Source organism: Phenylobacterium sp. (genome assembly GCF_030680185.1).
Lineage (GTDB): Bacteria > Pseudomonadota > Alphaproteobacteria > Caulobacterales > Caulobacteraceae > Phenylobacterium.
Genome location: NZ_JAUXVZ010000054.1, coordinates 159,442 through 185,406, shown reverse-complemented (window position 1 = coordinate 185,406; position 25,965 = coordinate 159,442). Strand labels below are relative to the sequence as shown.

At 68.3% G+C, this 25,965-nt stretch carries 22 protein-coding genes; 16 read left to right on the top strand and 6 right to left on the bottom strand.

The features are described from left to right. Nucleotides 1-40 precede the first annotated feature (40 nt). From pdhA to lpdA, 5 genes are read left to right on the top strand one after another with little or no spacing between them, the layout of a single operon-like run. A complete protein-coding gene (pdhA, locus tag Q8L83_RS14215) occupies nt 41-1,069 on the top strand; it encodes a pyruvate dehydrogenase (acetyl-transferring) E1 component subunit alpha (protein WP_305288011.1) in 1,029 nt (342 codons plus the stop codon). Beyond that, complete coding sequence (locus Q8L83_RS14210; protein ID WP_305288009.1) at nt 1,066-2,469, top strand: pyruvate dehydrogenase complex E1 component subunit beta; 1,404 nt, start codon at nt 1,066-1,068, stop codon at nt 2,467-2,469. The genes pdhA and Q8L83_RS14210 overlap by 4 nt, the downstream gene beginning before the upstream one ends. Then, nucleotides 2,466-2,876 carry a GFA family protein gene (locus Q8L83_RS14205; RefSeq protein WP_305288007.1) on the top strand — a complete coding sequence of 137 codons (411 nt, stop codon included), beginning with the start codon at nt 2,466-2,468 and terminating at the stop codon, nt 2,874-2,876. Before Q8L83_RS14210 ends, Q8L83_RS14205 begins: the two co-directional genes overlap by 4 nt. Beyond that, complete coding sequence (locus Q8L83_RS14200) at nt 2,873-4,162, top strand: pyruvate dehydrogenase complex dihydrolipoamide acetyltransferase (RefSeq protein WP_305288005.1); 1,290 nt, start codon at nt 2,873-2,875, stop codon at nt 4,160-4,162. Before Q8L83_RS14205 ends, Q8L83_RS14200 begins: the two co-directional genes overlap by 4 nt. A gap of 15 nt (nt 4,163-4,177) precedes the next feature. Continuing rightward, nucleotides 4,178-5,578, top strand: a complete 1,401-nt coding sequence (gene lpdA, locus Q8L83_RS14195; protein WP_305288003.1) for a dihydrolipoyl dehydrogenase — start codon at nt 4,178-4,180, stop codon at nt 5,576-5,578. Nucleotides 5,579-5,580: 2 nt separating this feature from the next. On the opposite strand, the gene Q8L83_RS14190 is transcribed toward lpdA, so the two are convergent. Next, nucleotides 5,581-7,137, bottom strand: coding sequence for an AMP-binding protein (locus Q8L83_RS14190; protein ID WP_305288001.1), 1,557 nt, complete (start codon nt 7,135-7,137; stop codon nt 5,581-5,583). Nucleotides 7,138-7,263: 126 nt separating this feature from the next. Then, the gene (locus tag Q8L83_RS14185) at nt 7,264-8,289 is read right to left on the bottom strand and encodes a serine aminopeptidase domain-containing protein (RefSeq protein ID WP_305287999.1); all 1,026 of its coding nucleotides are present in this window, start codon (nt 8,287-8,289) and stop codon (nt 7,264-7,266) included. Nucleotides 8,290-8,377: 88 nt separating this feature from the next. Here Q8L83_RS14185 and lipA point away from each other — a divergent pair, with 88 nt between their 5' ends. Together lipA and Q8L83_RS14175 are read left to right on the top strand one after the other, a co-directional pair. After that, on the top strand, nt 8,378-9,364 hold the full coding sequence (lipA, locus tag Q8L83_RS14180) for a lipoyl synthase (protein ID WP_305287997.1): 987 nt from the start codon (nt 8,378-8,380) through the stop codon (nt 9,362-9,364). An 8-nt stretch (nt 9,365-9,372) separates the two neighbouring features. Then, nucleotides 9,373-9,846 (top strand): type II toxin-antitoxin system RatA family toxin, encoded by a 474-nt coding sequence (locus Q8L83_RS14175; protein ID WP_305287996.1) that lies wholly within the window; start codon nt 9,373-9,375, stop codon nt 9,844-9,846. On the opposite strand, the gene Q8L83_RS14170 is transcribed toward Q8L83_RS14175, so the two are convergent. Beyond that, a complete protein-coding gene (locus Q8L83_RS14170; RefSeq protein WP_305287994.1) occupies nt 9,843-10,340 on the bottom strand; it encodes a CinA family protein in 498 nt (165 codons plus the stop codon). The two genes, Q8L83_RS14175 and Q8L83_RS14170, sit on opposite strands and share 4 nt — an antisense overlap. A gap of 93 nt (nt 10,341-10,433) precedes the next feature. Between Q8L83_RS14170 and Q8L83_RS14165 the strand changes: the two genes are divergently transcribed. Then, entirely contained in the window at nt 10,434-12,689 is a 2,256-nt protein-coding gene (locus Q8L83_RS14165) for a spermidine synthase (RefSeq protein ID WP_305287992.1), read from the top strand. Between the two features lie 21 nt (nt 12,690-12,710). Here the strand turns inward: Q8L83_RS14165 and Q8L83_RS14160 are convergent, their stop codons facing one another. Beyond that, nucleotides 12,711-13,859, bottom strand: coding sequence for a bifunctional 2-C-methyl-D-erythritol 4-phosphate cytidylyltransferase/2-C-methyl-D-erythritol 2,4-cyclodiphosphate synthase (locus Q8L83_RS14160; protein ID WP_305287990.1), 1,149 nt, complete (start codon nt 13,857-13,859; stop codon nt 12,711-12,713). Nucleotides 13,860-13,949: 90 nt separating this feature from the next. Here Q8L83_RS14160 and dusB point away from each other — a divergent pair, with 90 nt between their 5' ends. The 8 genes from dusB to hflX all read left to right on the top strand — a co-directional run bounded on the left by dusB (nt 13,950) and on the right by hflX (nt 23,758). Then, nucleotides 13,950-14,957 (top strand): tRNA dihydrouridine synthase DusB, encoded by a 1,008-nt coding sequence (gene dusB, locus Q8L83_RS14155; RefSeq protein WP_305287988.1) that lies wholly within the window; start codon nt 13,950-13,952, stop codon nt 14,955-14,957. Next, entirely contained in the window at nt 14,954-16,069 is a 1,116-nt protein-coding gene (locus Q8L83_RS14150; RefSeq protein WP_305287986.1) for a nitrogen regulation protein NR(II), read from the top strand. Before dusB ends, Q8L83_RS14150 begins: the two co-directional genes overlap by 4 nt. Then, on the top strand, nt 16,066-17,493 hold the full coding sequence (locus tag Q8L83_RS14145) for a sigma 54-interacting transcriptional regulator (RefSeq protein ID WP_305287984.1): 1,428 nt from the start codon (nt 16,066-16,068) through the stop codon (nt 17,491-17,493). The genes Q8L83_RS14150 and Q8L83_RS14145 overlap by 4 nt, the downstream gene beginning before the upstream one ends. Nucleotides 17,494-17,585: 92 nt before the next feature. Continuing rightward, nucleotides 17,586-19,829, top strand: coding sequence for a PAS domain-containing sensor histidine kinase (locus Q8L83_RS14140; RefSeq protein WP_305287982.1), 2,244 nt, complete (start codon nt 17,586-17,588; stop codon nt 19,827-19,829). Beyond that, nucleotides 19,819-21,210: a sigma-54 dependent transcriptional regulator gene (locus Q8L83_RS14135; protein ID WP_305287980.1), complete on the top strand. Its 1,392-nt coding sequence runs from the start codon at nt 19,819-19,821 to the stop codon at nt 21,208-21,210. The genes Q8L83_RS14140 and Q8L83_RS14135 overlap by 11 nt, the downstream gene beginning before the upstream one ends. Nucleotides 21,211-21,212: 2 nt before the next feature. Further along, complete coding sequence (locus Q8L83_RS14130) at nt 21,213-22,076, top strand: D-amino-acid transaminase (protein WP_305287977.1); 864 nt, start codon at nt 21,213-21,215, stop codon at nt 22,074-22,076. Nucleotides 22,077-22,175: 99 nt separating this feature from the next. Beyond that, the gene (gene hfq / locus Q8L83_RS14125; RefSeq protein ID WP_293318910.1) at nt 22,176-22,421 is read left to right on the top strand and encodes an RNA chaperone Hfq; all 246 of its coding nucleotides are present in this window, start codon (nt 22,176-22,178) and stop codon (nt 22,419-22,421) included. Then, nucleotides 22,418-23,758, top strand: coding sequence for a GTPase HflX (gene hflX, locus Q8L83_RS14120; protein WP_305287975.1), 1,341 nt, complete (start codon nt 22,418-22,420; stop codon nt 23,756-23,758). The genes hfq and hflX overlap by 4 nt, the downstream gene beginning before the upstream one ends. On the opposite strand, the gene mazG is transcribed toward hflX, so the two are convergent. Then, a complete protein-coding gene (gene mazG / locus Q8L83_RS14115; protein WP_305287973.1) occupies nt 23,755-24,567 on the bottom strand; it encodes a nucleoside triphosphate pyrophosphohydrolase in 813 nt (270 codons plus the stop codon). The genes hflX and mazG overlap by 4 nt on opposite strands. Next, nucleotides 24,542-25,945 carry an MFS transporter gene (locus Q8L83_RS14110; protein WP_305287972.1) on the bottom strand — a complete coding sequence of 468 codons (1,404 nt, stop codon included), beginning with the start codon at nt 25,943-25,945 and terminating at the stop codon, nt 24,542-24,544. Before Q8L83_RS14110 ends, mazG begins: the two co-directional genes overlap by 26 nt. Nucleotides 25,946-25,965: the final 20 nt, after the last annotated feature.

Genomic DNA, 25,965 nt, shown 5'->3' with positions numbered 1-25,965 from the left:
GGTTAGAGTGTCTGACGCAGAATCGACCCGGGAGAGACATATGGCGCGCGCCAAATCGGCCGCCAAGGCCGGCGACCAGTCGGCCGACACCGCAAAGAGTCTCGGCAAGGACGCCCTGCTGGGCTTCTACCGGAACATGCTGCTGATCCGCCGCTTCGAGGAGCGGGCCGGCCAGCTCTATGGCATGGGTCTGATCGGCGGGTTCTGCCATCTCTATATCGGCCAGGAGGCCATCGCCGTCGGGGTCCAGTCGATCCAGGAGGAGGGCGACCAGGTCATCACCGCCTATCGCGACCACGGGCACATGCTGGCCTGCGGCATGGACCCCAATGAAGTCATGGCCGAGCTGACCGGCCGGGCCGGGGGATCGTCCAAGGGCAAGGGCGGCTCGATGCACATGTTCTCCCGCGAGGCGGAGTTCTATGGCGGCCACGGGATCGTCGGGGCCTCGGCGCCGCTGGGCACCGGCCTGGCGCTCGCCAACCGCTACCGGGACAATGGCAAGGTCACCTTCACCTATTTCGGCGACGGCGCCGCCAACCAGGGCCAGGTCTATGAGAGCTTCAACATGGCCGCCCTATGGAAGCTCCCGGTCGTCTATGTGATCGAGAACAACCAGTACGCCATGGGCACGTCCCTGGAGCGGTCGTCGTCCGAGACCCACATGTACAAGCGCGGCGCCTCATTCCGCATTCCCGGCGAAGAGGTTGACGGCATGGACGTTCTGGCCGTGCGCGACGCCGCCAAACGCGCCGCCGCCCACGCGCGCAGCGGCGAGGGCCCCTTCATCCTGGAAATGAAGACCTATCGCTATCGCGGCCATTCCATGAGCGATCCGGCCAAGTACCGCACCCGCGAGGAGGTCGACGAGGTCCGCAAGACCCGAGACCCTATCGAGCACCTGCGCGAACTGCTGGAGAAGGAAGGGCTGGCCGACGAGGCCGCCCTCAAGGCGATCGACGCCGATGTGAAGAAGATCGTCGCCGAGGCTGCGGAATTCGCCCGCACCTCGCCCGAGCCTGAGCCGGCCGAGCTCTATACCGAGGTCTATGTGGAGGCCGCCCAGTGACCGACATTCTGATGCCGGCCCTGTCTCCGACCATGGAGGAGGGCACCCTGGCCAAATGGCACGTGAAGGTGGGCGACACCGTCTCTGCCGGCGACGTCATCGCCGAGATCGAGACCGACAAGGCGACCATGGAGGTCGAGGCGGTCGATGAAGGCGTCGTCGAGGAACTGCTGGTCGAGGCCGGCGCCGAAGGCGTGAAGGTCAATGCGCCCATCGCCCGGCTTGCGGGCGGCGCGGCCCCGGCCAAGGCCGAACCAGAGCCCAAGGCGTCCGACACCAAAGAAACCGAGGCCTCCGGCGACCCGGAGAAGACGCCGCCTGCCGACGCCCAGGCCGAGCAGCCCGAAGGCGAGGGACCTGCCGCCGTCCAGCCCGCCGAGGCGCTGGCCGATCCGGAAATCCCCGCCGACGCCAAGCTGGTGAAGACCACGGTCCGCGACGCTCTGCGCGACGCCATGGCCGAGGAGATGCGTCGGGACGAGAATGTCTTCCTGATGGGTGAGGAGGTCGCCCAGTACCAGGGCGCCTACAAGGTCAGCCGCGGCCTGCTGGAGGAGTTCGGCGAGCGCCGGGTGATCGACACCCCGATCACCGAATACGGCTTCGCCGGCCTTGGCGTCGGCGCGGCCATGGCAGGGTTGAAGCCCATCGTTGAGTTCATGACCTGGAACTTCGCCATGCAGGCGATCGACCACATCGTGAATTCCGCAGCCAAGACCCACTACATGTCCGGCGGCCAGATCACGACGCCGATGGTGTTCCGTGGGCCTAATGGCGCAGCGTCCCGAGTCGCGGCCCAGCATAGCCAGGACTATGCCGCCTGGTACGCCCATATTCCGGGCCTGAAGGTGATCGCCCCCTATGACGCCGCCGACGCCAAGGGGCTGCTGAAGGCGGCGATCCGCGACCCCAATCCGGTCGTCTTCCTTGAGCACGAGATGCTCTACGGCCAGGAATTCGACGTGCCTGAGGTGGACGACTACGTCCTGCCCATCGGCAAGGCCAAGGTCCGCCGGACCGGCGCCGACGTCACCATTACCGCCTATTCGCGGATGGTCGGCCTGGCGCTGAAGGCGGCCGAGGAACTGGCCGGCGAGGGCATCGAGGCTGAGGTCGTCGACCTGCGCACCCTGCGGCCCCTGGATCACGAGACGGTGGTCGAAAGCGTCCGCAAGACCCACCGCCTGGTGACCGTCGAGGAAGGATGGGGGCCGATGGGGATCGGCGCCGAGATCATCGCCCGGGTGATCGAGCACGCCTTCGACTATCTGGACGCCCCGCCCGCGCGGGTCTGCCAGGAGGATGTGCCGCTGCCCTATGCGGCCAATCTGGAAGCCCTGTCGCTGCCGTCGGTGGACAAGATCGTCAAGGCGGCCAAGGCGGTCAGCTATAAGTCATGAGCGACCCGGCCGACCTGATCTGGCGCGGCGGCGGCTGCCACTGTCAGCGGGTGCGGTTCGAGGCCGCCCTGCCGGCGCGCGTCGCCGCCCAGGCCTGCAACTGCTCGATCTGCGCCATGACGGGGTTCATCCACGCCATCGTGCCCGCCAGCCGCTTCCGGCTGCTCAAGGGTGAGGACGAACTCACCACCTATGTCTTCAACACCGAGGTCGCGCGCCACACCTTTTGCAAGGTCTGCGGCGTGAAGAGCTTCTATCGGCCGAGATCGAACCCCGATGGGTGGTCGGTGAATGTCCGCTGCCTCGACCCCGCCGACGACCTGGACTTCGACATCGAGCCTTTCGATGGTCAGAACTGGGAGGCCCATGCCGCGGGCCTCGCGCACCTCTCCAAGGAACCCGCATGACCGACATCCTGATGCCGGCGCTGTCGCCCACCATGGAGGAGGGCACCCTCGCCAAATGGCTGGTCAAGAAGGGCGACACCGTCTCGGCCGGTGACGTGATCGCCGAGATCGAGACCGACAAGGCGACCATGGAGGTCGAGGCGGTCGATGAGGGCGTCGTCGAGGAAATCCTCGTCGAGGCCGGGACCGAAGGCGTGAAGGTCAATGCGCCCATCGCCCGCCTGTCCGGCGGAACGGAAGCCAAGGCGCCCGAGCCCAAGCCCGCGGAAAAGGCCGAGCCTGAAGCGCCGGCCAAGGCTGAAGCCAAGTCTGAGGCGCCCGCCAAGGCGGAGCCCGCGCCGCCGAAGTCCGCCTCAACGAAGGCTAAGGGCGGCGAGCGCATCTTCGCCTCGCCGCTGGCGCGCCGGATCGCCGAGCAGAAGGGGCTGGATCTGGCGGCCATCAAGGGCTCTGGACCCCACGGCCGGATTATCGAGCGCGACGTCAAGGACGCCAAGCCGGGCGCAAAACCCGCCGCGACGGCGGCGGCTGCGCCGAGCGAGCGGCGGGGCGAGACGCGTCCGGTCCAGTCCCTGCAGCAGATGGGCATTCCTGAGGGCAGCTACGACCTGATCCCGCTGGACGGCATGCGCAAGACCGTGGCGCGGCGGATGACGGACTCCTTCCGCGACGTGCCCCACTTCCCCCTGACCATCGACCTCGAGATCGACCGCCTGCTCGAGGGCCGCGGCCGCATCAACAGGATGCTCGAGAAGGACGGGGTGAAGGTCAGCGTCAATGACATCATCCTCAAGGCCTGCGCCGTGGCCCTGAAGCGGGTGCCCGAGGCCAACGCCTCCTATTCGCCGGAGGGCATCGCCCTGCACCACCATGCGGACATCGCCATGGCGGTCGCCGTCGAGGGCGGGCTGATCACCCCGATCATCCGCAAGTGCGAGACCAAGGGCCTGGCGCAGATCGCCCAGGAGACCAAGGACCTGGCTGAGCGGGCCCGCACCCGCAAGCTGAAGCCCGAGGAATATCTGGGCGGCACCTTCAGCGTCTCCAATCTCGGCATGTTTGGGATCAAGTCGTTCGGCTCGATCATCAACGAGCCGCAGGGGGCGATCCTGTCGGTCGGGGCGGGGGTGAAGCAGCCCGTGGTCCGCGGCGACGAGCTGGCCATCGCCACGGTGATGTCGGTCACCATGACCTGTGACCACCGGGTGGTGGACGGGGCGACGGGCGCCCGCTGGCTGGAAGCGTTCAAGGCTCTGATCGAAGAGCCCCTGGCGATGATGGTCTAAAGGGGCCTTTCAAACATGGACTTCGACGTCATCATCGTGGGCGCAGGCCCCGGCGGCTATGTGGCTGCGATCCGCGCCAGCCAGTTGGGCTTGAAGACCGCCATCGTCGAGCGCGAGGCCCTGGGCGGGGTCTGCCTGAACTGGGGCTGCATCCCTACCAAGGCCCTGCTGAAGTCGGGCGAGGTCTATGAGCAACTGCACCACCTGGCCGATTACGGCCTGGCCGCCGACAAGCCCCGGTTCGACTTCGCCAAGGTCGTCGAGCGCTCGCGCAAGGTGGCTGGACAGCTGAACTCCGGCGTCGGCTTCCTGATGCGCAAGCACAAGATCGAGGTCATCGAGGGAAGCGCGCGCCTGGAAAAGGGCTCGCCGGCCCCCAAGGTCGTTATCGCCCAGAAGAAGGGCGGCGATCGCACCGTTCAGGCCAAGCACGTGATCCTGGCCACCGGCGCGCGTGCCCGGACCCTGCCGGACATCGGCCTGGAGCCGGACGGCGACCGGGTCTGGTCCTACCGCGAGGCCATGGTCCCGAAGGCGGCGCCCAAGTCGCTGATTGTCATCGGCTCCGGCGCCATCGGCATCGAGTTCGCCAGCTTCTACCGCGCCCTGGGCGCCGAGGTGATGGTGGTCGAAGCCCTGCCGCGCATCCTGCCGGTGGAGGACGAAGAGGTCTCCACCGCCGCCCGCAAGGCTTTTGAGCGGCGAGGCCTGAAGTTCCGCATCGGCGCGACCGTCAAGAAGCTGTCCAAGTCCAGGACCGGCGTCGCCGTCGAGATCGAGACCGGCGGCAAGGCCGAGACCCTGGAGGCCGAGCGCGCCATCGTGGCCGTGGGCATCGTCGGCAATGTCGAGGATCTGGGGCTCGAGGCTCTGGGCGTGAAGGTCGAGAAGACCCACGTGGTCACCGACAAGCACGGCGCCACCGGCGTGCCGGGGCTCTACGCCATCGGCGATGTGGCCGGCCCGCCCTGGCTGGCCCACAAGGCGAGCCACGAGGGCGTGCATTGCGTCGAGCACATCGCCGGCGAGCCCGCCAACAATCTCAACACGCCGATCCCCGGCTGCACCTATTCAAATCCCCAGATCGCCTCCATCGGCCTGACCGAGGCGGCCGCCAAGGCTGCTGGTCGCAAGGTCAAGGTCGGGCGCTTCCCCTTCAAGGCGAACGGCAAGGCCATTGCGGCCGGCGAGACCGATGGCTTTGTGAAGACCCTGTTCGACGACCAGACGGGCGCCCTTGTCGGGGCCCACATGATCGGCTCGGAGGTCACCGAGATGATCCAGGGCTTCGCCCTGGCCATGACGCTGGAGGCCACGGAGGCCGAACTGCAGGCCACCGTCTTCGCCCATCCGACGCTGAGCGAGGCGATGCACGAGTCCGTCCTCGACGCCTATGGCAAGGTCTTGCACATCTAGGCTCAGCCTGTGCGGCGTAGCTCGGCCTCGGCCATGCGCTGGATGGCCACATAGTCGGTCTTACCGGTGCCCAGGACGGGGATTTCCTGGATGCGGATGATCTTGCGCGGCACGGTCAGCTCCGAAGCCCCGATGGCCTTGGCGTGGGCGATCAGCGGATCGGGGGAGGCGTCGCGCTTGTCGGTCAGCAGGATCAGGCGCTCGCCCTTGCGCGCATCGGGCATGGCGATCACCGCGTGTCGGCATTCGGGCCAGACGCTGACCGCCAGGTCTTCGGCCGCGGTCAGGGAGACCATCTCGCCGCCCACCTTGGCGAAGCGCTTCACCCGGCCCAGGATCTTGATCCAGTTGTCGTCGGTGATGCTCACCACGTCGCCGGTGTCGTGCCAGCCGTCCACCGGGGGCTCGATGGTGCCGTCGGCGGCCAGATAGCCGGCCATGACGTTCGGGCCGCGCACGAACAGCTGGCCGCCGCCCGGGATGCCCTTCACCGGTTCCAGCCGCGTCTCGACGCCGGGAAGGACGCCGCCGACCGTGCCGCGGCGATTGTCCGTCGGCTTGTTCACTGCGATGACAGGCGAGGCTTCCGTCGCGCCATAGCCCTCCAGCAGGGGGATAGGGCCGAACCGCTCGGCGATCAGGTTGTGGGTTTCATCGCGCACCTTCTCGGCCCCGCAGACCACGAACTTCAGGCCCGACAGCTCGCCAGGCTCGGCGGCCCGGGCGTACTGGTTCACGAAGGTGTCGGTGGCCAGCAGGATCGAGGCGCCTGAGTCGCGGATCAGCGGCGGGATCTGCTTGGTGTGCAGGGGCGAGGGGTACTGGAAGGCCTTCATGCCGTTCAGGATCGGCAGCAGCACCCCGCCGGTCAGGCCGAAGCAGTGGAAAATGGGCAGGGGGTTGAACATCACCCAGGCCGGATCGAGTTCGATATGGGCGGCGATCTGGCGGGCGTTGGCCACCAGGTTGGCCTGGGTCAGCACCACGCCGCGGGGCGCGCCGAAGCTGCCGGAGGTGAATAGGATCACGCCCGGATCGGACGGCTTGCTTGAGGCGCTGAGCTGTTTCGGCAGGAACCCGCCGGCGGCTGCGAACAGCTTGTCGGCGGCGCCGACCTTTTCCCGGACGTCTTCCAGATAGACGACCCGCGTGATCGGCTCCAGGGCGTCGATCAGGTCGTGCAGCTTGCCCTGCTCGACAAAGCGGTGGGAGGTCAGCACCGTCTTGACCCCGGCCAGCTCGCAGGCGGCCTTCAGGTTGCGAATCCCGGCGGTGAAGTTGAGCATGGTCGGCGTGCGGCCGATGGCGTGCAGGGCGAAGAAGGTCACCACCCCGCCGGCGCTGGACGGCAGCATCACGCCGACCCGCTCGCCCTTGGTGGTGAAGCCCGAGATCTTTCGGCCCAGGGCGAAGGCGGCGCGGATCAGGTCGGTATAGGTGAGCGGATTGCGCTCCTGGTCCTCGAGGATCGCCGTCTTGGCCCCGAATTTGGTGCGGGCCTCGATGAGGGCGTCGAAGATCGAGACCTGGGCGTCGCGCGGATCGAAATCACGGGTCAAGGGCTGAGGTCCTCCGGCAGGTGAGCGCCCATTCGCGTCGGCGCCCGTCTTGTTGCGCCGGACGGTAGAGGCGCCCGACAGGCTTGGGAAGCTGTGTGCGCATGCGGCGTCAGCCAGCGGGGCGCATCATGCGCCAGGGGCGGGCCTCACGGCGCGCGCCTGGCTCGCCGCCTGGGCTAGGTGGTCCGTTATCGTTTCAAACCAGAGTGTTCGGTGGGAGTCTTCGCCCAGATGCAGCGCCGTGCCCGGATCCTGGGTGGCGATGTACTCGCAGGCCGCCAGCGTCGCGCAGAAGGTCTGGGCGGCGTCAGCCCCTTCGGCGGGACCAAGGATCAAGACCGGCATGCTCAAGGCGGGGGCCGCCAGGATCTGCGCCAGGGCCCTGGACTGCGCCGCCGCCCAGCCGAGACTTGGCCCGGTCAGCCTCAGATCGGGATTGGCCGTTTGCCAGGCGTGACGCACCTTGCCGCGCCACGGATCGGAGGCGACGCCGGCGGCGTGATCGTCGGGGGCCTCGCGGCTCCAGGCGCGCCAGCCTGGCGCGGGCGCTCGGGCGAGCCCGACGCGGCTGGCCAGGGACTCCCATCGTTTGGGCGCCGCCTGCGGTCGGAAGTCCGGGCCGCTGAGGATCATGGCGTCGATCGCCGCGCCGCCCTGGGCGGCCATCACGGCGGTGAGCGCCGCGTCGCCGGCGCCCAGCAGGATGAGGGGAACGTCGTCATCGGGACGAATGGCGCCAGCGATGAGGCTTCGCACCGCCTCTGCGCCAGCCTCGAAGCCGTCGGTGTGACCCAGGTCGTGGGGGCTGAGATAGCGGCCAGAGCCGCCCTGGCCGGCGCGCTCAAGCACCCAGACCGCATAGCCGCGGGCGTTCAGCTGTCGCGCCGTCTCGAACCAGACCTCGCCCGATTCGCCATAGGCCGGCACGATCAGCACCTGGGCGCGGGTCCCGACGGCCACCGGTGAGGACACCCCATAGCGCAGCTGAGGCTGGCCCTCGGCCTGGACCACCCCCCAGGCCCAGCCTTCGGGGGCCAGGAAGCGTGGCGACAGGCTGGGCGGCGGCCGGCTGTCGGTGAAGGCTTCGCGCCCCTGGCCCGGATCGCAGGCCGCCAGAACCAGGGCGGCGATGAGGAGGAGGGCGCGACGCATGGCGCAGTTTCAGCCTATGCGCCCCCTGCGACGCAAGTGCGCGCAATCACGGCTTGATCCGAGGCCGTTGAGAGCCGATCTAAGCCCTATGACCGTCGTCATCGACAATCTGGCCCGCCCGCGTCCCCGCCACCCCGAAAAGCAGGCGCGCCCCGACACGCCGCTGCTGCGCAAGCCGGAATGGCTGCGGGTTCGCGCCCCGGGCTCGGCCGGCTATGCCGCCACCCGCGAGGTGGTGAAGGCCCACGGCCTCGTCACAGTCTGCGAAGAGGCCGCCTGTCCGAATATCGGCGAGTGCTGGTCGCAGAGCCACGCCACCATGATGATCATGGGCGAGATCTGCACCCGGGCCTGCGCCTTCTGCAACGTCACCACCGGCAAGCCCGGGGCGCTGGATCCCACCGAGCCCGCGCGGGTCGGCGATGCGGTGGCCAAGATGGGGCTGAAGCACGTCGTCATCACCTCGGTGGACCGCGACGACCTGGCCGATGGCGGCGCCTGGCACTTCGCCGAAGTGGTGCGCGCGATCCGCGCTGCGGCGCCAGGGGCGACGGTGGAGATCCTGACGCCGGACTTCCTTCGCAAGCCCTTGAGCGCGGTGGAGACCATCATCGACGCCCGTCCGGACGTCTTCAACCACAACCTGGAGACCGTGCCGCGGCTCTATCTCTCCATCCGCCCCGGCGCACGCTACTACAACTCCCTGCGGCTGCTGGAGCGCGTCAAAGAACGCGACCCGGCGCAGTTCACCAAGTCCGGCCTGATGGTCGGCCTTGGCGAGAGCAAGGAGGAGGTCATGCAGGTGATGGACGACATGCGCTCGGCCGGCGTCGATTTCCTGACCATCGGCCAATACCTGCAGCCGACCCGCAAGCACGCGGCCATCGACCGCTATGTGACGCCCGAAGAGTTCGCCGGCTACGAAGAGATCGCCCGGGCCAAGGGTTTCCTGATGGTCTCGGCCAGTCCGCTCACCCGCTCGTCGCACCATGCGGGCGAGGACTTCGCCAAGCTGCAGGCCGCCCGCCATGCGCAGGAGGCGCGCCTAGCCGCCCAGGCTTCGGTCCGGGCCTAGAGTTCCCCTTGCATCACCGCGTCACTAAAGTCCTGCCCTATGGACCCGACCAGTTGTTCGCGCTTGTCGGCGATGTGGCGCGCTATCCGGAATTCGTGCCCTGGATCACGGGCATGCGGACCTGGAACCAGCGTGCGGTCGGGGAGGGCGTCGATATGCTGGACGCCGAGGTCGCCGTCGGCTTCTCTTTCCTGAAGGAACGCTTCTCCACCCGCGTGCGCCGCGACGCCAAGGCGCGCACCATCCAGGTCGGGCTGATCTCCGGCCCATTCAAGCGACTGGAGAACCGCTGGCGGTTCCACGACGACCCCGCGGGGACGAAGATCGAGTTCGAAATCGATTTCGAGTTCAAGTCCCGCCTGCTGGCGGCGCTCCTGAGCGCCAATTTCCACCAGGCGGTGGACCGGCTGATCGGCTGTTTCGAGGCCCGGGCCAGCGCGTTGTATGGTCCGCCAGCGGTCGCAGACGATCCCGCGGCCTAGGACTGGCTCAGGCGCTCGCGGAGCATCTCCAAGGCCGCCTGGGCGGCCGCCTGCTGGATTTCGAACCGGGTCTCGAACTCGAACAGCTCAGCCCGATGGGTCAGGCCGTGATTGGTCCGCGCCGTGGCGATGTGGACCGTGCCCACCGGCTTCATCCGCGTGCCGCCGTCGGGGCCGGCGATGCCGGTGATGGCCACGGCCAGGTGAGCGTTGGAGTTCTCCAGGGCGCCTTCGGCCATCATCCGCGCCACCGGCTCGGACACCGCACCGAGGTCGGCGATCAGGTCGCCGGGAACGCCCAGCATCTCCTGCTTGGCCCGGTTGGAATAGGTGACGAAACCCCGGTCCAGGACGTCCGATGCGCCGGGAATCGCGCAGATGGCGGCGCTGACCAGCCCGCCGGTGCAGCTCTCGGCGGTGACGATTCGCAGGGACTTCTGTCGCGCTTCGTCGATCAGCAGGCGGGCCAAGGTCTCGATTTCCAAGGAAAACATGGGCACTCCGACGCAACATCAGTAAGGCGCTAGGCGCCGGGCTGCGCAGACCACACCATTGCCGGACATGACCTTACAAGCCGAATCGGCGCGATGAGCCTGTCAGCGCCTCATCCCCAGGCCGCCCCCGCCGTCGCGCCGGCCCTGTTCGGCGTCACTGTCTTCGCCAGCGCCACGCTTGTGTTCATGGTCCAGCCCATGGCCGCCAAGCTGCTCCTGCCGCTCATGGGGGGCACGCCGGCGGTGTGGAACACCAGCATGGCCTTCTTCCAGGCCGCCCTGCTGGTCGGCTACGCCTATGCCCACCTGTTGCAAAGAGCCGGGTCGGTGCGCCGTCAGGCGATGATCCATGGCGCAGCCCTGCTGATAGCCGCTCTGGTGCTGCCGCTGCGCGTGCACGAGATGTTGGGGCCGCCGACCTCTGATCATCCAGCGCTGTGGCTGCTCGGCGCCTTGGGCTTGATGGTGGGGGCGCCCTTCGCCGTGCTCTCGGCGACGGCTCCGCTCGCGCAGGCCTGGCACGCGCGCATCTATCGGGAGGGGGAAGGGCGGGGCCCCTATGTGCTGTACGCCGCCAGCAATCTCGGCAGCTTGATCGCCCTGCTGGGCTATCCCATCGCCGTCGAGCCGACCCTGGCGGTCCAGGCCCAGACCATCGCCTGGAGCCTGGGCTATGGCGGCTTCGTCGTCTTGATGGCGTGTCTGGGCCTGATGGTCGCCCGCGCCCCGTCCCAGGTCGCCGCGGCGGTCGCCGTCGAGGCCGATGGCCAGGATCTGGCGCCGATCAGGCCATGGCGGACCCGCCTGATCTGGATCGGTCTGGCGGCCATTCCGTCCAGCCTGATGCTGGGGGTCACGACCCACATCACGACCGACGTCGCTTCGGCGCCCTTCATCTGGGTCGTGCCTTTGGCGCTCTATCTGCTGACCTTCGTCATCGCCTTCCAGGATCGGCCGCTGATTTCCCGGCGTGTCGGGCTGCTGTTCCACGCGGCGGCGCTGGCGGCCTGCGCCGTGATCATGCCGTTCCACACCACCAATCTGCTGCTTCAGCTGGGGATTCACCTGGCGGCATTCTTCCTGACGGCGCTGGTGTGCCACCAGACCCTGGTGGAGCGCCGCCCGCCGCCCAGCCGGCTCACAGAATTCTACCTGTGCCTGTCCATCGGCGGCGTGCTGGGGGGCGGGTTCAACGCCTTCGTCGCGCCGGTGATTTTCGTCAATGTCTGGGAATATCCCCTGGTCCTGGCCCTGGCCTGTCTGGGCCGGCCCTGGGAGATGGCGACGGACAAGGCCTGGCGCTGGGGCCTCTTCGCCATCGCCGTCGTCGCTCTGGCGGTCGCGCCTGTCCTGGCAGGCCTCTATGCCGGCAGCGAGTCGGTCGTTCGCATCCTGCTGGGCGTGGTCACCGTCGCCGCCTTTCTCATCCGGCGGAGCACGGTGCTCTTCTTCGCCACCATCACCATGCTGCTGATCTCCGCCCAGATGGTCGGCGACCGGGTCGATGTGCGTCAGCAATGGCGCAGCTTCTTCGGGGTCGCACGCCAGTCGGTGATGCCGGTCGAGGCGCTGGGCGGCACGGTCCATATGCTCGCCCACGGCACCACCCTGCACGGGGCCCAGGCGAGGGCCCCGGAACATCGCTGTCGTCCCATCGTCTACTATGCGCCCGAGACGCCGATCGGACAGGTGTTCGCCGCAAAACGCGCTGAAAAGGCCAGCCTGACCATTGGCGCCGTCGGCCTGGGGACAGGGACGGTGGCGGCCTTTGTACGACCGGAAGATCGGATGACCTTCTTCGAGATCGATCCGATGATGGTCCGCATCGCCAATGACCCGGCCTATTTCACCTACACCACCGAATGCGCCAAGGGGCCGATCGACTATGTGATCGGCGATGCGCGCCTGACCCTGCAGGATCAGCCCGAGGGCCAGTTCGATCTGCTGCTGCTTGACGCCTTCTCCTCGGACGCGGTGCCGGCCCACCTGCTGACGGTGGAGGCGGTGCGGATGTATCTGGCGCGGTTGAAGCCCGACGGGGTGCTGATCATGCACCTCTCGAACCGCAACCTCGACCTGATCTCGCCGGCCATGGCGGTGGTTGAGGCGGCGGGCGGCGTGGGTCTGCTGCAACGTCACGCCGCAGCCTATGAAAGCCCGCCGCTCTGGGAGTCGTCTGAGGATGTGGTGATCGTGGCCCGGTCCGAGGCGGCGCTTGAGCCCTACGAGAACGATGTCCGCTGGGACCCGATCGATCCGACCCTGGCCGCCCCCTGGACCGACGCCTACACCAACCTGCCCGGGGCGATGTATGCGCGGATGAAGGAGATCTGGGCCTGGCTGCCCTGAGAGGCGCTAGGGCGTGAGGCGCTAGCGCGGCGTCTCGACGGTGGCCAGGGCCTGGGCGGCGAGGCCTTCCTGCCGGCCGGTGAAGCCCATGCCCTCGGTGGTGGTGGCCTTGACGCTGATCCGGTCTTCGGGGAGGCCGAGGATCTCGGCGAGGCGCGCGCGCATGGCGTCCCGATGCGGCCGGATCTTGGGCCGCTCGCAGATCAGGGTGACGTCCACGTTGATGATCTCGCCGCCGCGGCTGCGCACCAGCTGGGCGGCGTGAGCCAGGAACTGGTCGGACGACGCGCCTCGCCACTGGGGATCGCTGGGTGGGAAGTGCTCGCCGATGTCGCCAGCGCCGATGGCCCCGAGCAGGGCGTCCGTCAGGGCGTGAAGGCCGGCGTCGGCGTCGGAGTGGCCGATCAGGGTCTGGTCGTGGTCGATGCGCACGCCGCAGAGCCAGACGGCGTCGCCGGGACCCCAGCGGTGGGCGTCAAATCCCTGGCCCGTGCGAACCAGCCGGGCGCCGCTCGCGAGTCGTTCGGCCATGGCGAAGTCCTCTGGATAGGTCAGCTTGAACAGCAAGGGATCGCCGGGACAGATCGCCACCGCGCCACCGGCGGCGGTCATCACCTGGGCGTCGTCCGTCGGCTCCTGGTCGCCGGGCCAGACGGCGTAGGCGGCGCTCAGTCGATCATGGGCGAAGGCCTGGGGGGTCTGGGCGCGCCACAACCCCTCGCGGGACGGGGTCTCAAGGACGCCGTCAGCCTGCCGCTTGAGCGTATCGGCGAGCGGCAGGGCGAGGATCGCCCCATCGGCCTGGGCGAGGGCGCCCAGCGCCTGCGACACATGGTCTCGGCTAAGGAAGGGGCGGGCGGCGTCGTGGATGAGGACAGGCCGATCTTGCCGATGCGGCGGGACGGCCGCCAGCGCAGCCCTGACCGAACCGGATCGGGTGGCGCCGCCCTCGACCAGGGTGATGTTGGGAAGCCCGTGCAAGGCCGTCCTTGCGGTCTCGACCATGTCGGCCGCCACCGCCACCACGACCTCATCGGCGCCGGCCGCCAAAAGGGCCTCAATCGACCAGCGAGCCACCGCCCGTCCGCCCAGCGGGCGCCAGGCCTTAGGCGTCCCTGCGCCCGCGCGGGTCCCGCTTCCCGCGGCGACAACTATGGCCGAAAAGCTCATGCGGCGTGTTTAGGGCGCCAAGGCCTGTTGTCCAGGCTTTACGGCGCCGCACAAATTGCCTAAAAAGGCAGCGGTAAGGGTGATCATAAAATGGGCAATAAGCTCAAGGTCGGGGAAATTGAGGTTGGCGGGCGCGTCTGGATCGCGCCCATGACCGGCGTATCCGACCTTCCATTTCGTCGCGCGGCCAGTCGCCTGGGCGCCCCCTATGTGGCCACGGAAATGGTCGCGTCGGACGAATTCGCCCGTGGCCGGCCTGACGTGGTCCGCCGCGCCGCGGTCGGCGAGGGCCTGCCCCTGATGGTGGTTCAATTGGTCGGGCGAGACCCGGCGACCATGGCCCAGGGCGCCCGGCTGGCGGCCAAGGCCGGCGCCGAGATCATCGACATCAACTTCGGTTGCCCGGCCCGCGAGGTGACCGGGGTCGCCTGCGGCTCGGCCCTGATGCGCGAGCCCGACCTTGCTGAAGCCATCGTCGATGCGATCGCCCAGGCCGTGGACGTGCCCGTCACCGTCAAGATGCGGCTGGGCTGGGACGCCGCCAACCTGAATGCGCCAGAGCTCGCCGCGCGATGCGTCGGCGTCGGCGCCCGGGCGGTCACGGTTCACGGTCGCACCCGCAGCCAGTTCTACAAGGGCGCCGCCGACTGGGCCGCCGTGGCCCGGGTGAAGGCGGCGGTGGACGTGCCGGTCATCGTCAATGGCGACATCGTGGACGGCGAGACCGCCCGCCAGGCCCTGGCGCTCTCGGGCGCCGACGGGGTCATGGTGGGCCGCGGCGTCTATGGCCGGCCCTGGATCGCCGCCGAGATCGAGGCCGCCCTGGAGGGCCGGACTTTCCAAGGGCCGGATGCGCAAACGCGGCTTTCGATCGTCCTCGCCCATTTCGAGGACGCCCTCGACTTCTATGGCGCGCGCCTGGGCCTGCGGATCTTCCGCAAGCATCTGGCCGCCTACATCGATAACGCGCCTTGGCCCATGCAGGCCGAGGCCAGGCGGGCCGCCCGTTCGCGGCTCTGCCGACTGGAGGATCCGTCCGAGGTGAAATCTGAACTGGCTGCGCTCTGGCGCGGCCCTGAGGCGAGGTTGGCCGCATGACGAGCCGGACCAAGACGACATCCAGCGGCGCGGAGCTGTCGGCGCTCAAATCCGCCGCTTTCGACCTGAGCCCCGAGCCGGCCATGGTCATCGATCGCGACGGCGCCCTGATCGCGGTGAATGAGGCGGCCGAGGCGCTGTTCGGCCAGGGCCTGGGCCTGTTGGCCAGAGGCCGTTTCCGGGCCGCCCTGCCGCCGGGCTCTCCCCTGGTCGAACTGCTCAACCGCGCCCTTGAGGAGGGCGGAGCGGTGCGCGAACGGGGTATCGGGATGAACCTCTTCGGCCTGCCGCCCTTCGAGGCCGACGGCGCAGCCGCCCCCCTGGGGGACGGCTCGGTGCTGCTGACCCTGCAGGTCAAGGGCGGGGTGTTCTCGGAGTTCGCCGGCGACGTGGCGGGCCTTCGCTCGATCATGGGTCTGGGCCGCATGCTGGCCCACGAGATCAAGAATCCCCTGGCCGGCATCCGCGGCGCCGCCCAGCTGCTGAAGGCCGGCGCCAAGGCCGAGGACGTGCCCCTGGCCCAGCTGATCGTCGATGAGACCGATCGGGTGAAGCGGCTGGTGGATCGCATGGAGGTGTTCGCCGACGATGCGCCGCCGGCCCGCAATCCGGTCAACATCCACGAAGTCCTCGACCGCGTCCGCGCCCTGGCGGTCAACGGCGTCGCCGATGGCCTGCTGCTGCGCGAACAGTACGATCCGTCCCTGCCATCGACGCCAGGCGACGAGGACCAGCTTATCCAGGTCTTCCTGAACCTGGTGAAGAACGCCTCGGAAGCCGCCCATGCCCGGGGCGACGGTCGCGGCGAGGTGCTGATCACTACCGCCTACCGCCATGGCGTGCGGGTGCGCTCGGCCAAGGACCGCCAGCTCCGCGGCACGCCGCTGGAAGTGCGGATCCAGGACAATGGCCCCGGCGTGCCCTCGCACCTGCGCGAAAGTCTCTTCCAGCCCTTCATCACCACCAAGCCGAATGGGGCCGGCCTTGGCCTGGCCCTGGTCTCCAAGCTGGTCGCCGGCCACGGCGGCCTGATCGATTTCGAGTCTGAACCTGGGCGGACAGTGTTCCGCGTGTTGCTTCCCATTGTGACCGAAAAGGACGTCTCGGCATGAGCGCCGCAGGTAAGAAGATCCTCATTGCGGATGATGATTCCTCCATCCGGCTTGTCCTCTCCCAGTCCTTCACCCGGCTGGGCTACCAGGTCCGGGCCACGGGCAACGCCTCGACCCTGCTGAAGTGGGTGTCGGAAGGCGAGGGCGATCTGGTCATCACCGACGTGATGATGCCCGACGAGAACGTGTTCGACGTCCTGCCGCGCATCCGCAAGGAGCGTCCCAAGCTGCCGGTCATCGTCATGAGCGCGCAGAACACCCTTCTGACCGCCGTCAACGCCGCCGAGATCGGCGCCTTCGACTATGTGCCCAAGCCCTTCGACCTGGACGACATGACCGCCGTGGCCCGCCGGGCCCTGTCGCGCCCCGCCGACGCCGAGGCCTCCCGCGCCCAGGCCCGGGCCATGCGCGACGAGCGGCTGCCGCTGATCGGCCGCTCGACGCCCATGCAGGAGGTCTATCGCACCATCGCCCGTCTGGTGGGCGCCGACCTGACCGTGCTGATCCTCGGCGAGTCCGGCACCGGCAAGGAGCTCGTGGCCCGCGCCCTGCACGACATGGGGCGGCGCAAGGACGGCAAGTTCGTCGTGATCAACCTGGCGGCCACCCCGCGCGAGCGGGTGGAGACCGAGCTGTTTGGCCGCGCCGACACCGACAGCGACAGCGGCAAGCTGGTGGAGGCAGACGGCGGCACCCTGTTCCTGGATGAGATCGGGGACATGCCCCTGGACGCCCAGACGCGCCTTCTGCGGGTGATCGACGGTTCCGAACCGGCTCTGAACCCCAAGACCGGCCGCCGGCCCAACGCCCGCCTGATCGCGGCCACCAATCGCGACCTGCGCGGCCTGATCCAGCAGGGCCTGTTCCGGGAGGACCTCTATTTCCGCCTGAACGTGGCGCCGATCCGTTTGCCGCCCCTGCGTGACCGCACAGAGGACATCCCGGATCTCGCCCGCTCGTTCCTGCTGCGGGCCAACCGCGAGGGCCTGCCGTCCAAGACCATCGACCAGGCGGCCCTGGAACGGCTGAAGCTCCATGCCTGGCCGGGCAATGTGCGCGAGCTGGAAAACCTGATCCGTCGGATCTGCGCCCTTTATGCCGAAGAGCTGATCACCGCCCGCATCGTCGAAAAGGAGCTGGTGGACCAGCAGCCCAGCCAGCCGGGCCAAGAGGGTCCGCTGACCCTGGCCCAGCTCGTGGAGCGGCATCTGGGCGGCTATTTCGCCGAGCAGCCCGATGGGGTCCCGCCGGCCGGCCTCTATGACCGGGTGCTGGAAGAGGTCGAACGGCCGCTGATCCAGCTCACCCTGGCGGCGACCCGGGGCAATCAGGTGCGGGCCGCCGAAATCCTGGGGCTCAACCGCAACACCCTGCGCAAGAAGATCCAGGATCTGGGGGTGGATCTGACCCGAGGGCGGCGCTGATCGACGGCGAATGACGGCGTCCGAACAACCTGGCGTAATCCAGCAACATCAGTGTTGAGTTCTAGACACAGTTGCGCCTAGGCTGACCCTGCATGGCGTCGTTGACTCTGACATCGGTAGCGTCGAGCGCGCCCGCCAGACTCTGGCGGGCGCTGCAGTCCCGCTATGTCCTCGGCGGCGGCTACATTCTGGCGGCGATCCTGACCGCGGTGGCCATTCTGCTGGCCGCCTCGCCGCCCGAGGCCGGGCCTCTGCGGCCGGCCTCCACGACCATCCTGACCGTTCTCAGCCTGAACCTGATCCTGATCCTGGTTCTCGCGGCTCTGGTCGGTTTCCGCCTGCTGGCCCTGCTCGATGCGCGCTCGGTGGACGCGGGCGCCCGGCTGCATCTGCGCTTCGTCACCCTGTTCGCCCTGGCCGCCGTGGCGCCCGCCGTGGTCGTCGCCCTGTTCTACGGGGTGCTTGTCAATCGCGGGGTCGACAACTGGTTCAGCGAACGGGTTCAGACTGTGGTCGAGAACTCGGCCACGGTGGCGCGCTCCTACGTGGAGGATCAGAAGCGCTATATCGGCGAGCACGTCTCCCTGATGTCGGTGGACCTGAACCGCGCCGCGCCGGCCCTGGGCGCCACGCCGGTGACCTTCAGCCACTTCCTGGCCCTGCAGTCTGCCTATCACGGCTTTCCCGCGGCCTATCTGATCGACCGCGAAGGCCGGGTGCTGGCCCGGACCGAGGCGCCCAATGCGCCGCCTTACATGGTGCCACCGGAATCCAGCTTCCAGGCCGCCGATGAAGGTGACATCTCGGTGCCGGCTTTTGATTCCGCCGACCTGATGCGCGCCCTCTATCGGCTGAACTCCTATCCCGACGCCTATCTCTATGTGACGCGGCCGGTGGAGTCGGGGATCATCAACCATCTGATCGAAGCCGAGGGCTCTCTGATCTCCTATCGCGAGGCGGCCCAGAGCCGGGCGCGAATCCAGACGGTCTTTGCGCTCAGCTATGTGGAGACGGCGCTCCTGGTGCTCGTCGGCGCGGTGTGGCTGGGCATGTCGGCGGCCAACGCCATCTCCGGTCCCGTTGCGCGGTTGGTCCAGGCTGCGGGCCGAGTGGCCGGCGGCGATCTGGACGCCCGGGTGGATGCGGACAACGATCCGGAAGAAATCGCCGTCTTGTCCCGTGCATTCAATAGTATGACCCATGATCTTCAGGTTCAGCAGGAGGCCTTGAAGCGGGCGGGCGATGAGGCTGAACGCCGCCGGGAGTTCATCGAGACCGTCCTGTCCGAGGTGAGCGCCGGGGTCATCGGTCTGGACGAGGGCGGGCGGATCTCGGCGGTGAACCGTCAGGCCGCCCACCTGCTGGAGCTGCCCGAAGAGATCGGCGAGGGCCAGACCCTGGCCGATCTCGTGCCGGAGCTTGGTCCCGTGGCCGCCCAGGCGGCCATTTCCGGCGAGGCGGAAGTCGAGGTGGATATCCAGCGCGACCGCGAAAACCACCGCCTGCGCGTCCGCGCCAGCCGCGGGGATAGCGGTCTGGTCCTGACCTTTGACGACATCACCCGCCTGGTGGCCGCTCAGCGAAACGCCGCCTGGAAGGATGTCGCCCGACGCATCGCCCACGAGATCAAGAACCCCCTGACCCCGATCCAGCTCTCGGCCGAGCGCATCCGCCGCAAGTTCCGCAAGGACGTGCCGGTCGCCGACCTGGAAACCTTTGATCGTTGCACCGACACCATTGTGCGCCAGGTGGGCGATATCGGCCGGATGGTCGACGAATTCTCGGCCTTCGCGCGCATGCCGGCGCCCCGGTTCTCGCCGCAGGATCTGGCCGAGCTGGTCCGCGCCCAGGTCTTTTCCCAGCGGGTCGCCAATCCGGACATCGAGATCGAAATCGCCGAGCCGCTGCCGGAGGCCTCGGCCATGGCCGATGGCCGCATGCTGGCCCAGGCCCTGACCAACATCCTGAAGAACGCCGCCGAGGCCGTCCACGCCCGCCTGGAGGCGACGCCCAGTCCGGCGGGCCGTATCCAGGTGCATATGGGCCTGGCCGACGATCTCATCACGATCGAGGTGGAGGACAATGGGGTGGGTCTGCCGGAAAAGGACCGCGACCGGCTGACCGAACCCTATGTGACGACCCGCGAGAAGGGCACCGGCCTGGGGCTGGCCATCGTCAAGCGCATCCTGGAGGACCACGGCGGCGACCTGGCCCTGGCCGATGCGAGGCGAGGGCGCGGCGCGCGGGCCACTTTGCAACTCCCGGCCGGAGGGCGCGCGACCGGCGCGCCCCCGGCTTCCGAAATGATGCTCGAAGGAGAGTCCCATGGCGGCTGACGTTCTGGTGGTGGACGACGAGGCCGACATCCGCGATCTGGTGGCGGGTATCCTGGCTGACGAGGGGTATGAGGTGCGCACCGCCTCTGACTCCGAGTCCGCCCTGGCGGGGGTGCGGGCGAGGCGGCCCTCCCTGTTGATCCTGGATATCTGGATGCAGGGCGGCGGCATGGACGGGCTCGAGCTGCTCGACCTGATCAAGTCGCTGGACCCGGACCTGCCGGTGGTGATGATCTCTGGCCACGGCAATATCGAGACCGCCGTCAGCGCCATCAAGCGCGGCGCCTACGACTTCCTGGAGAAGCCGTTCAAGTCCGACCGGCTGCTGCTGGTGGTCGAACGCGCCCTTGAGGCGGCCAACCTGCGCCGGGAAAATCGCCGTCTGCGGACCCAGGCCATCATGCCCGAGGGCCTGATCGGCAAGTCCATGCCCGCCCAGCATCTGCGCCAGATGATCGCCAAGCTGGCCGCGGCCAACAGCCGGGTTCTGATCGCCGGTCCCCCCGGCTCGGGCAAGGAGACCGTGGCGCGGCTGATCCATTCGGCCAGCCCCCGGGCCAAGGGCGAGTTCGTGGCCATCAGCGCCGCCGGCATGACGCCGGAGCGCATGGACGTGGAGCTCTTCGGCGTGGAAGGCGAGGGCGGTCATCCGGGCAAGATCGGGGTCTTCGAGCGCGCCCATGCCGGCACCCTCTATCTCGATGAAGTGGCCGACATGCCCCGGGAGACTCAGAGCCGCATCCTGCGGGTGCTGGTCGAGCAGCGGTTCAGGCGGGTGAACGGCGACGCCGATGTGCAGGTCGATGTGCGGGTCATCTCGTCCACCTCCCGGAACCTGCGCGAGGAGATCGCCGAGGGCCGGTTCCGCGAAGACCTGTTCCATCGCTTGAATGTGGTTCCCGTGGCCGTGCCCGGCGTCTCCGAGCGCAGGGAGGACATCCCCGAACTGGTGGAGAACTTCATCGAGCGCATCTGCGAGGCCAGCGGCATGCCCCGCCGCATCCTGGCCGAGGACGCCATCGCCTCGCTGCAGGTCCGCCCCTGGCCGGGCAATCTGCGGCAGTTGCGCAATGTGGTGGAGCGGATGCTGATCCTCAGCTCCGGCGATCCGGCCGAGCCGATCACCGCCGATATGGTGCCGTCGGACGCCCCGCCCGGGGATGGCGGCGGCCTGATGGGCGCCGACAAGATCATCGCCCTGCCGCTGCGCGAAGCCCGCGAGACCTTCGAGCGGGAATATCTCAGCGCCCAGATGATGCGCTTCTCCGGCAACATCTCGCGCACCGCAGCCTTCATCGGCATGGAGCGCTCGGCCCTTCACCGCAAACTCAAGTCCCTGGGCCTGTCCGGGGCCCGCGCGCTCGAGGAGGGCGTCGAATAGTCATGGGGCGTATCGCCTATGTGAACGGCCGCTATGGCCCCCATTCCGAAGCTGCGGTCCATATCGAGGATCGCGGCTATCAGCTGGCCGATGCGGTCTATGAAGTCTGGTCGGTGTTCGATGGAAAGCTCGCCGACGCCGAGGGTCACTTTGCGCGGCTGAAGCGCAGCCTGGGCGAGCTGCGGATCCCCGAGCCGATGTCGCGGGCCGCCCTGACCATCGTGCTGCGCGAGATGCTGCGCCGGAACAAGGTGCGCGAAGGCCTGATCTATCTGCAGATCAGCCGCGGCGTCGCGCCTCGCGACCACGCCTTTCCCGACCATCCCATCCGCCCGGCCGTGGTCATCACCGCCAAGTCCCTCGACCGGGCGGCGAGCGAGGCCAAGGCGGCGCTGGGCGTCTCGGTGATCACCACGCCTGAGAACCGCTGGGGCCGTTGTGACATCAAGACCGTCGGCCTGCTGCCCAACGTCCTGGCCCGGCAGGCGGCGCGGGAGCAGGGGGCGGCCGAGGCCCTGTTCGTCGACGAGGCGGGCCTGGTGACCGAGGGCGCCTCCGCCAATGCCTGGATTCTCGATCAGGCCGGCGTGCTGCGCACCCGGGACACCGGCGCCAACATCCTGCGCGGCGTCACCCGCCACACCCTGCTGGACGTGATCGCCCAGGCCCAGCTGAAGGTGGAGGAACGGCCCTTTACGCCGCAGGAGATGGCTGGGGCCAAGGAGGCCCTCATCACCGGCGCGGGCTCCCTCGTGCTGCCGGTGGTGAAGATCGACGGCCAGCCGATCGGCGGCGGAGAGCCGGGGCCAGTGGCGAAGCGTCTGCGGAGCCTCTATATCGAACGGGCGAAGCAGACCGCCCTCTGATCGGCTGACCGTGATTGCACGGCGGCTCCGGGTTGGACTAGCTTGCCTTGTGTGTGTGGGGGCGCGTGGCCCCTCGATCGGAGAAAAGGGCGAAAAGCCATGAGCGAAAAAAAGCAGAACCTGCAGGACACCTTCCTTAACAGCGTCCGCAAGGCCAAGACCCCGCTGACCATCTTCCTCGTGAACGGCGTCAAGCTGCAGGGCGTGGTCAGCTGGTTCGACAATTTCTGCGTGCTCCTGCGTCGCGACGGCCAGTCTCAGCTGGTCTACAAGCACGCCATCTCCACCATTATGCCGGCCCAGCCCGTCCAGCTGTATGAGCCGGCGGAAGACGAGACCGATTGAGCTCCCCACCCATCGACCATGAGACGCCCGTCCAGGGCGCGCTCATCATCCATCCCGAACGTGAAGGCCGCGGCGGCGCCCGGTCCTCGCAGGCGCGTCTCGACGAGGCTGCGGGCCTGGCGCTCGCGCTGGATCTCGAGATCCGCCGCGGGATGGTCGCGCCGCTTCGCAAACGCATGCCCGCCACCTTGTTCGGCAAGGGCAAGGTGGCCGAGATCGGCGAGCTCTGCGAAGAGCTCGAGATCGATGTCGCGGTCGTCGACGACGCCCTGACGCCGGTCCAGCAGCGCAATCTGGAAAAGGCCTGGAAGGTGAAGGTCATCGACCGCACCGGGCTGATCCTGGAAATCTTCGCCAGGCGCGCCCGCACCCGCGAGGGGCGGCTGCAGGTCGAGCTGGCCAGGCTCTCCTATGAGCGTTCGCGTCTGGTCCGCACCTGGACCCACCTGGAGCGTCAGCGGGGCGGCTTCGGCGTCATGGGCGGTCCTGGTGAAACCCAGATCGAGACCGACCGCCGGCTGCTGGCCGAGAAGATCGGCCGCCTGAAGAAGGAGCTGGTGGAGGTTCGCCGCACCCGCACCCTGCAGCGCTCGGCCCGCAAGCGTCGGCCCTATCCGGTCGTCGCCCTGGTCGGCTACACCAACGCCGGCAAGTCGACCCTGTTCAACCGCCTGACCAATTCCGAGGTCATGGCCGAGGACATGCTGTTCGCCACCCTCGATCCCACCCTGCGTATGCTGAACCTGCCCGACGGCCGGCCGGCCATCCTGTCAGATACTGTGGGCTTCATCTCAGACCTGCCGCACGAGCTGGTCGAGGCCTTCCGCGCCACCCTGGAAGAGGTGAAGGAGGCTGACGTCATCCTGCACGTCCGCGATATCGCCAGCCCCGAGAGCGCGGCCGAGGCGGCCGATGTCCGTGAGGTCCTGGAACGTCTCGGCGTCGACATGGATGAGCGCCGGGTGCTGGAGGTCTGGAACAAGATCGACCTGACGGACGCCGAAGATCGGCCGATGATCGAGGGGGATGCGCGCCGCGCCCATCCGCCAGCCCTGCTGGTCTCGGCGGTGACGGGGGAGGGCGTTACGCCCCTGCTGCTGGCGGTCGCCGACCTCGTCGACGAGTCCCCGGCGGTGGAGGCGCATCTGCCGGCCGGTGAAGGGGCCGCTATCGCCTGGCTCTATCAGAACGGCCGGGTGATCGACCGCCACACCGAAGACGACGGCGCTGTGCGGATGGCGGTGCGGCTGACGCCTAAGGCCCTGGGCCAGTTCGAGCAGCTGTTCCCGCGGATCGACCTGGGCGCCGTCTCCATTTCGGACGAAGACCCGATCTAGGCCCGCTCGGCCACCTTGGCGGCGTCCCACAGGGCGTCCATCTCGGCCAGATCCGACTCTTCGGCGGTACGGCCGCGCTCGGCCAGCGCGGCTTCGATGAACTGGAAACGTCGGGCGAACTTGGCGTTGGTGGCGCGCAGGGCGTCCTCGGGCTCGATGTCCAGTTTACGGGCCAGATTGGCCATGACGAACAGCACGTCGCCGATCTCGCCGCGCAGGGCGTCCTGATCGCCAGCCTCGATCTCGGCCTCCATCTCGCCGATCTCTTCGCGCAGCTTCTCCAGCACGAAGGACACCTCTGGCCAGTCGAAGCCGACGCGCGCGGCGCGCTTGGTCAGCTTCACCGCGCGGGTCATGGCGGGCAGGCCGGCGGGCACGTCATCCAGCAGGCTGCGGTCTCGGCCCTTGCCGGCGCGCTCCTGCGCCTTCATCGCCTCCCAGGCGGCGGTCTGCGCCTCGCCGGTGGCGTAGGTCTCCTCGCCGAACACATGGGGGTGGCGGCGGATCATCTTGTCATTGATGGCGCGGGCCACGTCCTCGAAGGCGAAGGCGCCCTGCTCCTCGGCGATGCGGGCGTGGAACACCACCTGCAGCAACAGGTCGCCCAGCTCCTCCTTGAGGTCGCCAAGGTCGTTCCGCTCGATCGCGTCGGCCACCTCATAGGCTTCCTCCACCGTATAGGGGGCGATGGTGGCGAAGCTCTGGGCCAGGTCCCAGGGGCAGCCGTGGGCCGGATCCCGCAACCGGGCCATGATGGCCAGCAGGCGCTCCAGGGGCGGCAGGCTACTGGGCGGGGCGGACGACGGCATGAATCTCCTCGGAGGTCTTGGGCTCGGCGCCAAACTCTGGCGCGGCCTCGGCCAGGTCCCGAGCCTCCAGCGCGCTGCGGATTTCGGCGTGGCGCTCGGCGTTGAGGGGATAGTTGATGATGATCCATCCGGCCAGCAGGGACAGAACCGCAGGCGCGGCCAGGAACATCACCTGCAGACCCACGAGACCCGAGGTCGAGTCCGCGGCCCGGGCGTTGAAGCCCACCAGATCCAGGCCCACATAGGTGATGCCGATGGCCGCAGCCGAGCCGATCTTCACCGTGCCGCTCAGCAACGCATAGAGCAGGCCCGTGCGGTCGGCGCCGGACTCCAGCCGTTCCTCGTCGCCGACATCGGCCATCATCGCGCGCAGCAGGAAGGGACCAGCCGAGAAGGGCAGGCCGATCAGGAACATCAGGCCCGCCGCGATCAGCCAGGCGCCAGGAGGAATGATCAGGGCGCCGGCGGTGACCACGGCGTAGAACACGGTCGAGACCGCGAGCGCCCGGTGCTTGCCAAGCTTGTAGGACAGCCGTGTCCAGATCGGCCCGCCGACCAGGCCGCCGATGAAATAGATCAGCAGCAGGCCGCCGGCCTCGGCCTTGTCGAAGGCCTTGATGCGCTCGAAGTAGAAGAAGAACAGCGCACCCGTGATCGCCGGGCCCGTGCCGATCGCGAGGTCGGCGGCCAGCAGGCGACGCACGCTGTTGCGCTTGAAGAGTCCCAGATATTCCTTCAGGCCCGACCGCTGCTGGGGCCGCACGATGAACGGCTCGGGCACCTTCCACAGCGCCAGGAGCCCGGTCAGCGGCAGCAGCAGGATGATGAACCATCCCATGGCCTCGACCCCCAGGGCGTGGCCGGGCACACCGAGCAGGCCCAGGAGCGGCGGCAGGGTCAGGACCAGGATCATCCCCACAACGTTGCCGCCCTGCCACCAGGAATAGATCCGCGATCGCTCATCATAGCCGGGCGACAGGACCGAGCCCCACGACAGGTGGGCGAGGGTGGCGATGGAGAAGCCGCCATAGATGACCAGCAGCCAGAGCCACAGATAGCCGGCGCTGACGCCGGGCTTGGCCATGAACAGCATGTAGGCCGCCAGCATCAGGATCGGGATGCCGATGCCGAACCAGAGACGGAACCGGCCATAGCGGGTGCGGGTCTTGTCCATGACGCCGCCAATGAACGGGTCAAAGGCGATGTCGAGGAGGCGTACGCCCATAAAGGCCGCCCCCACGGCCGAAAGGCTGAGGCCAAGCTCGTTGGCGTAGAACTCCGGCAGATAGACCACCAGGGGCAGGCCAAGCCCGGCCAATGGCAGGCATGGGGCGGCCAGAGCCGCCAGGGTCCAGCTCGAGCGACGCTCAGACGACATGACGGCAAATCTCACGGGGG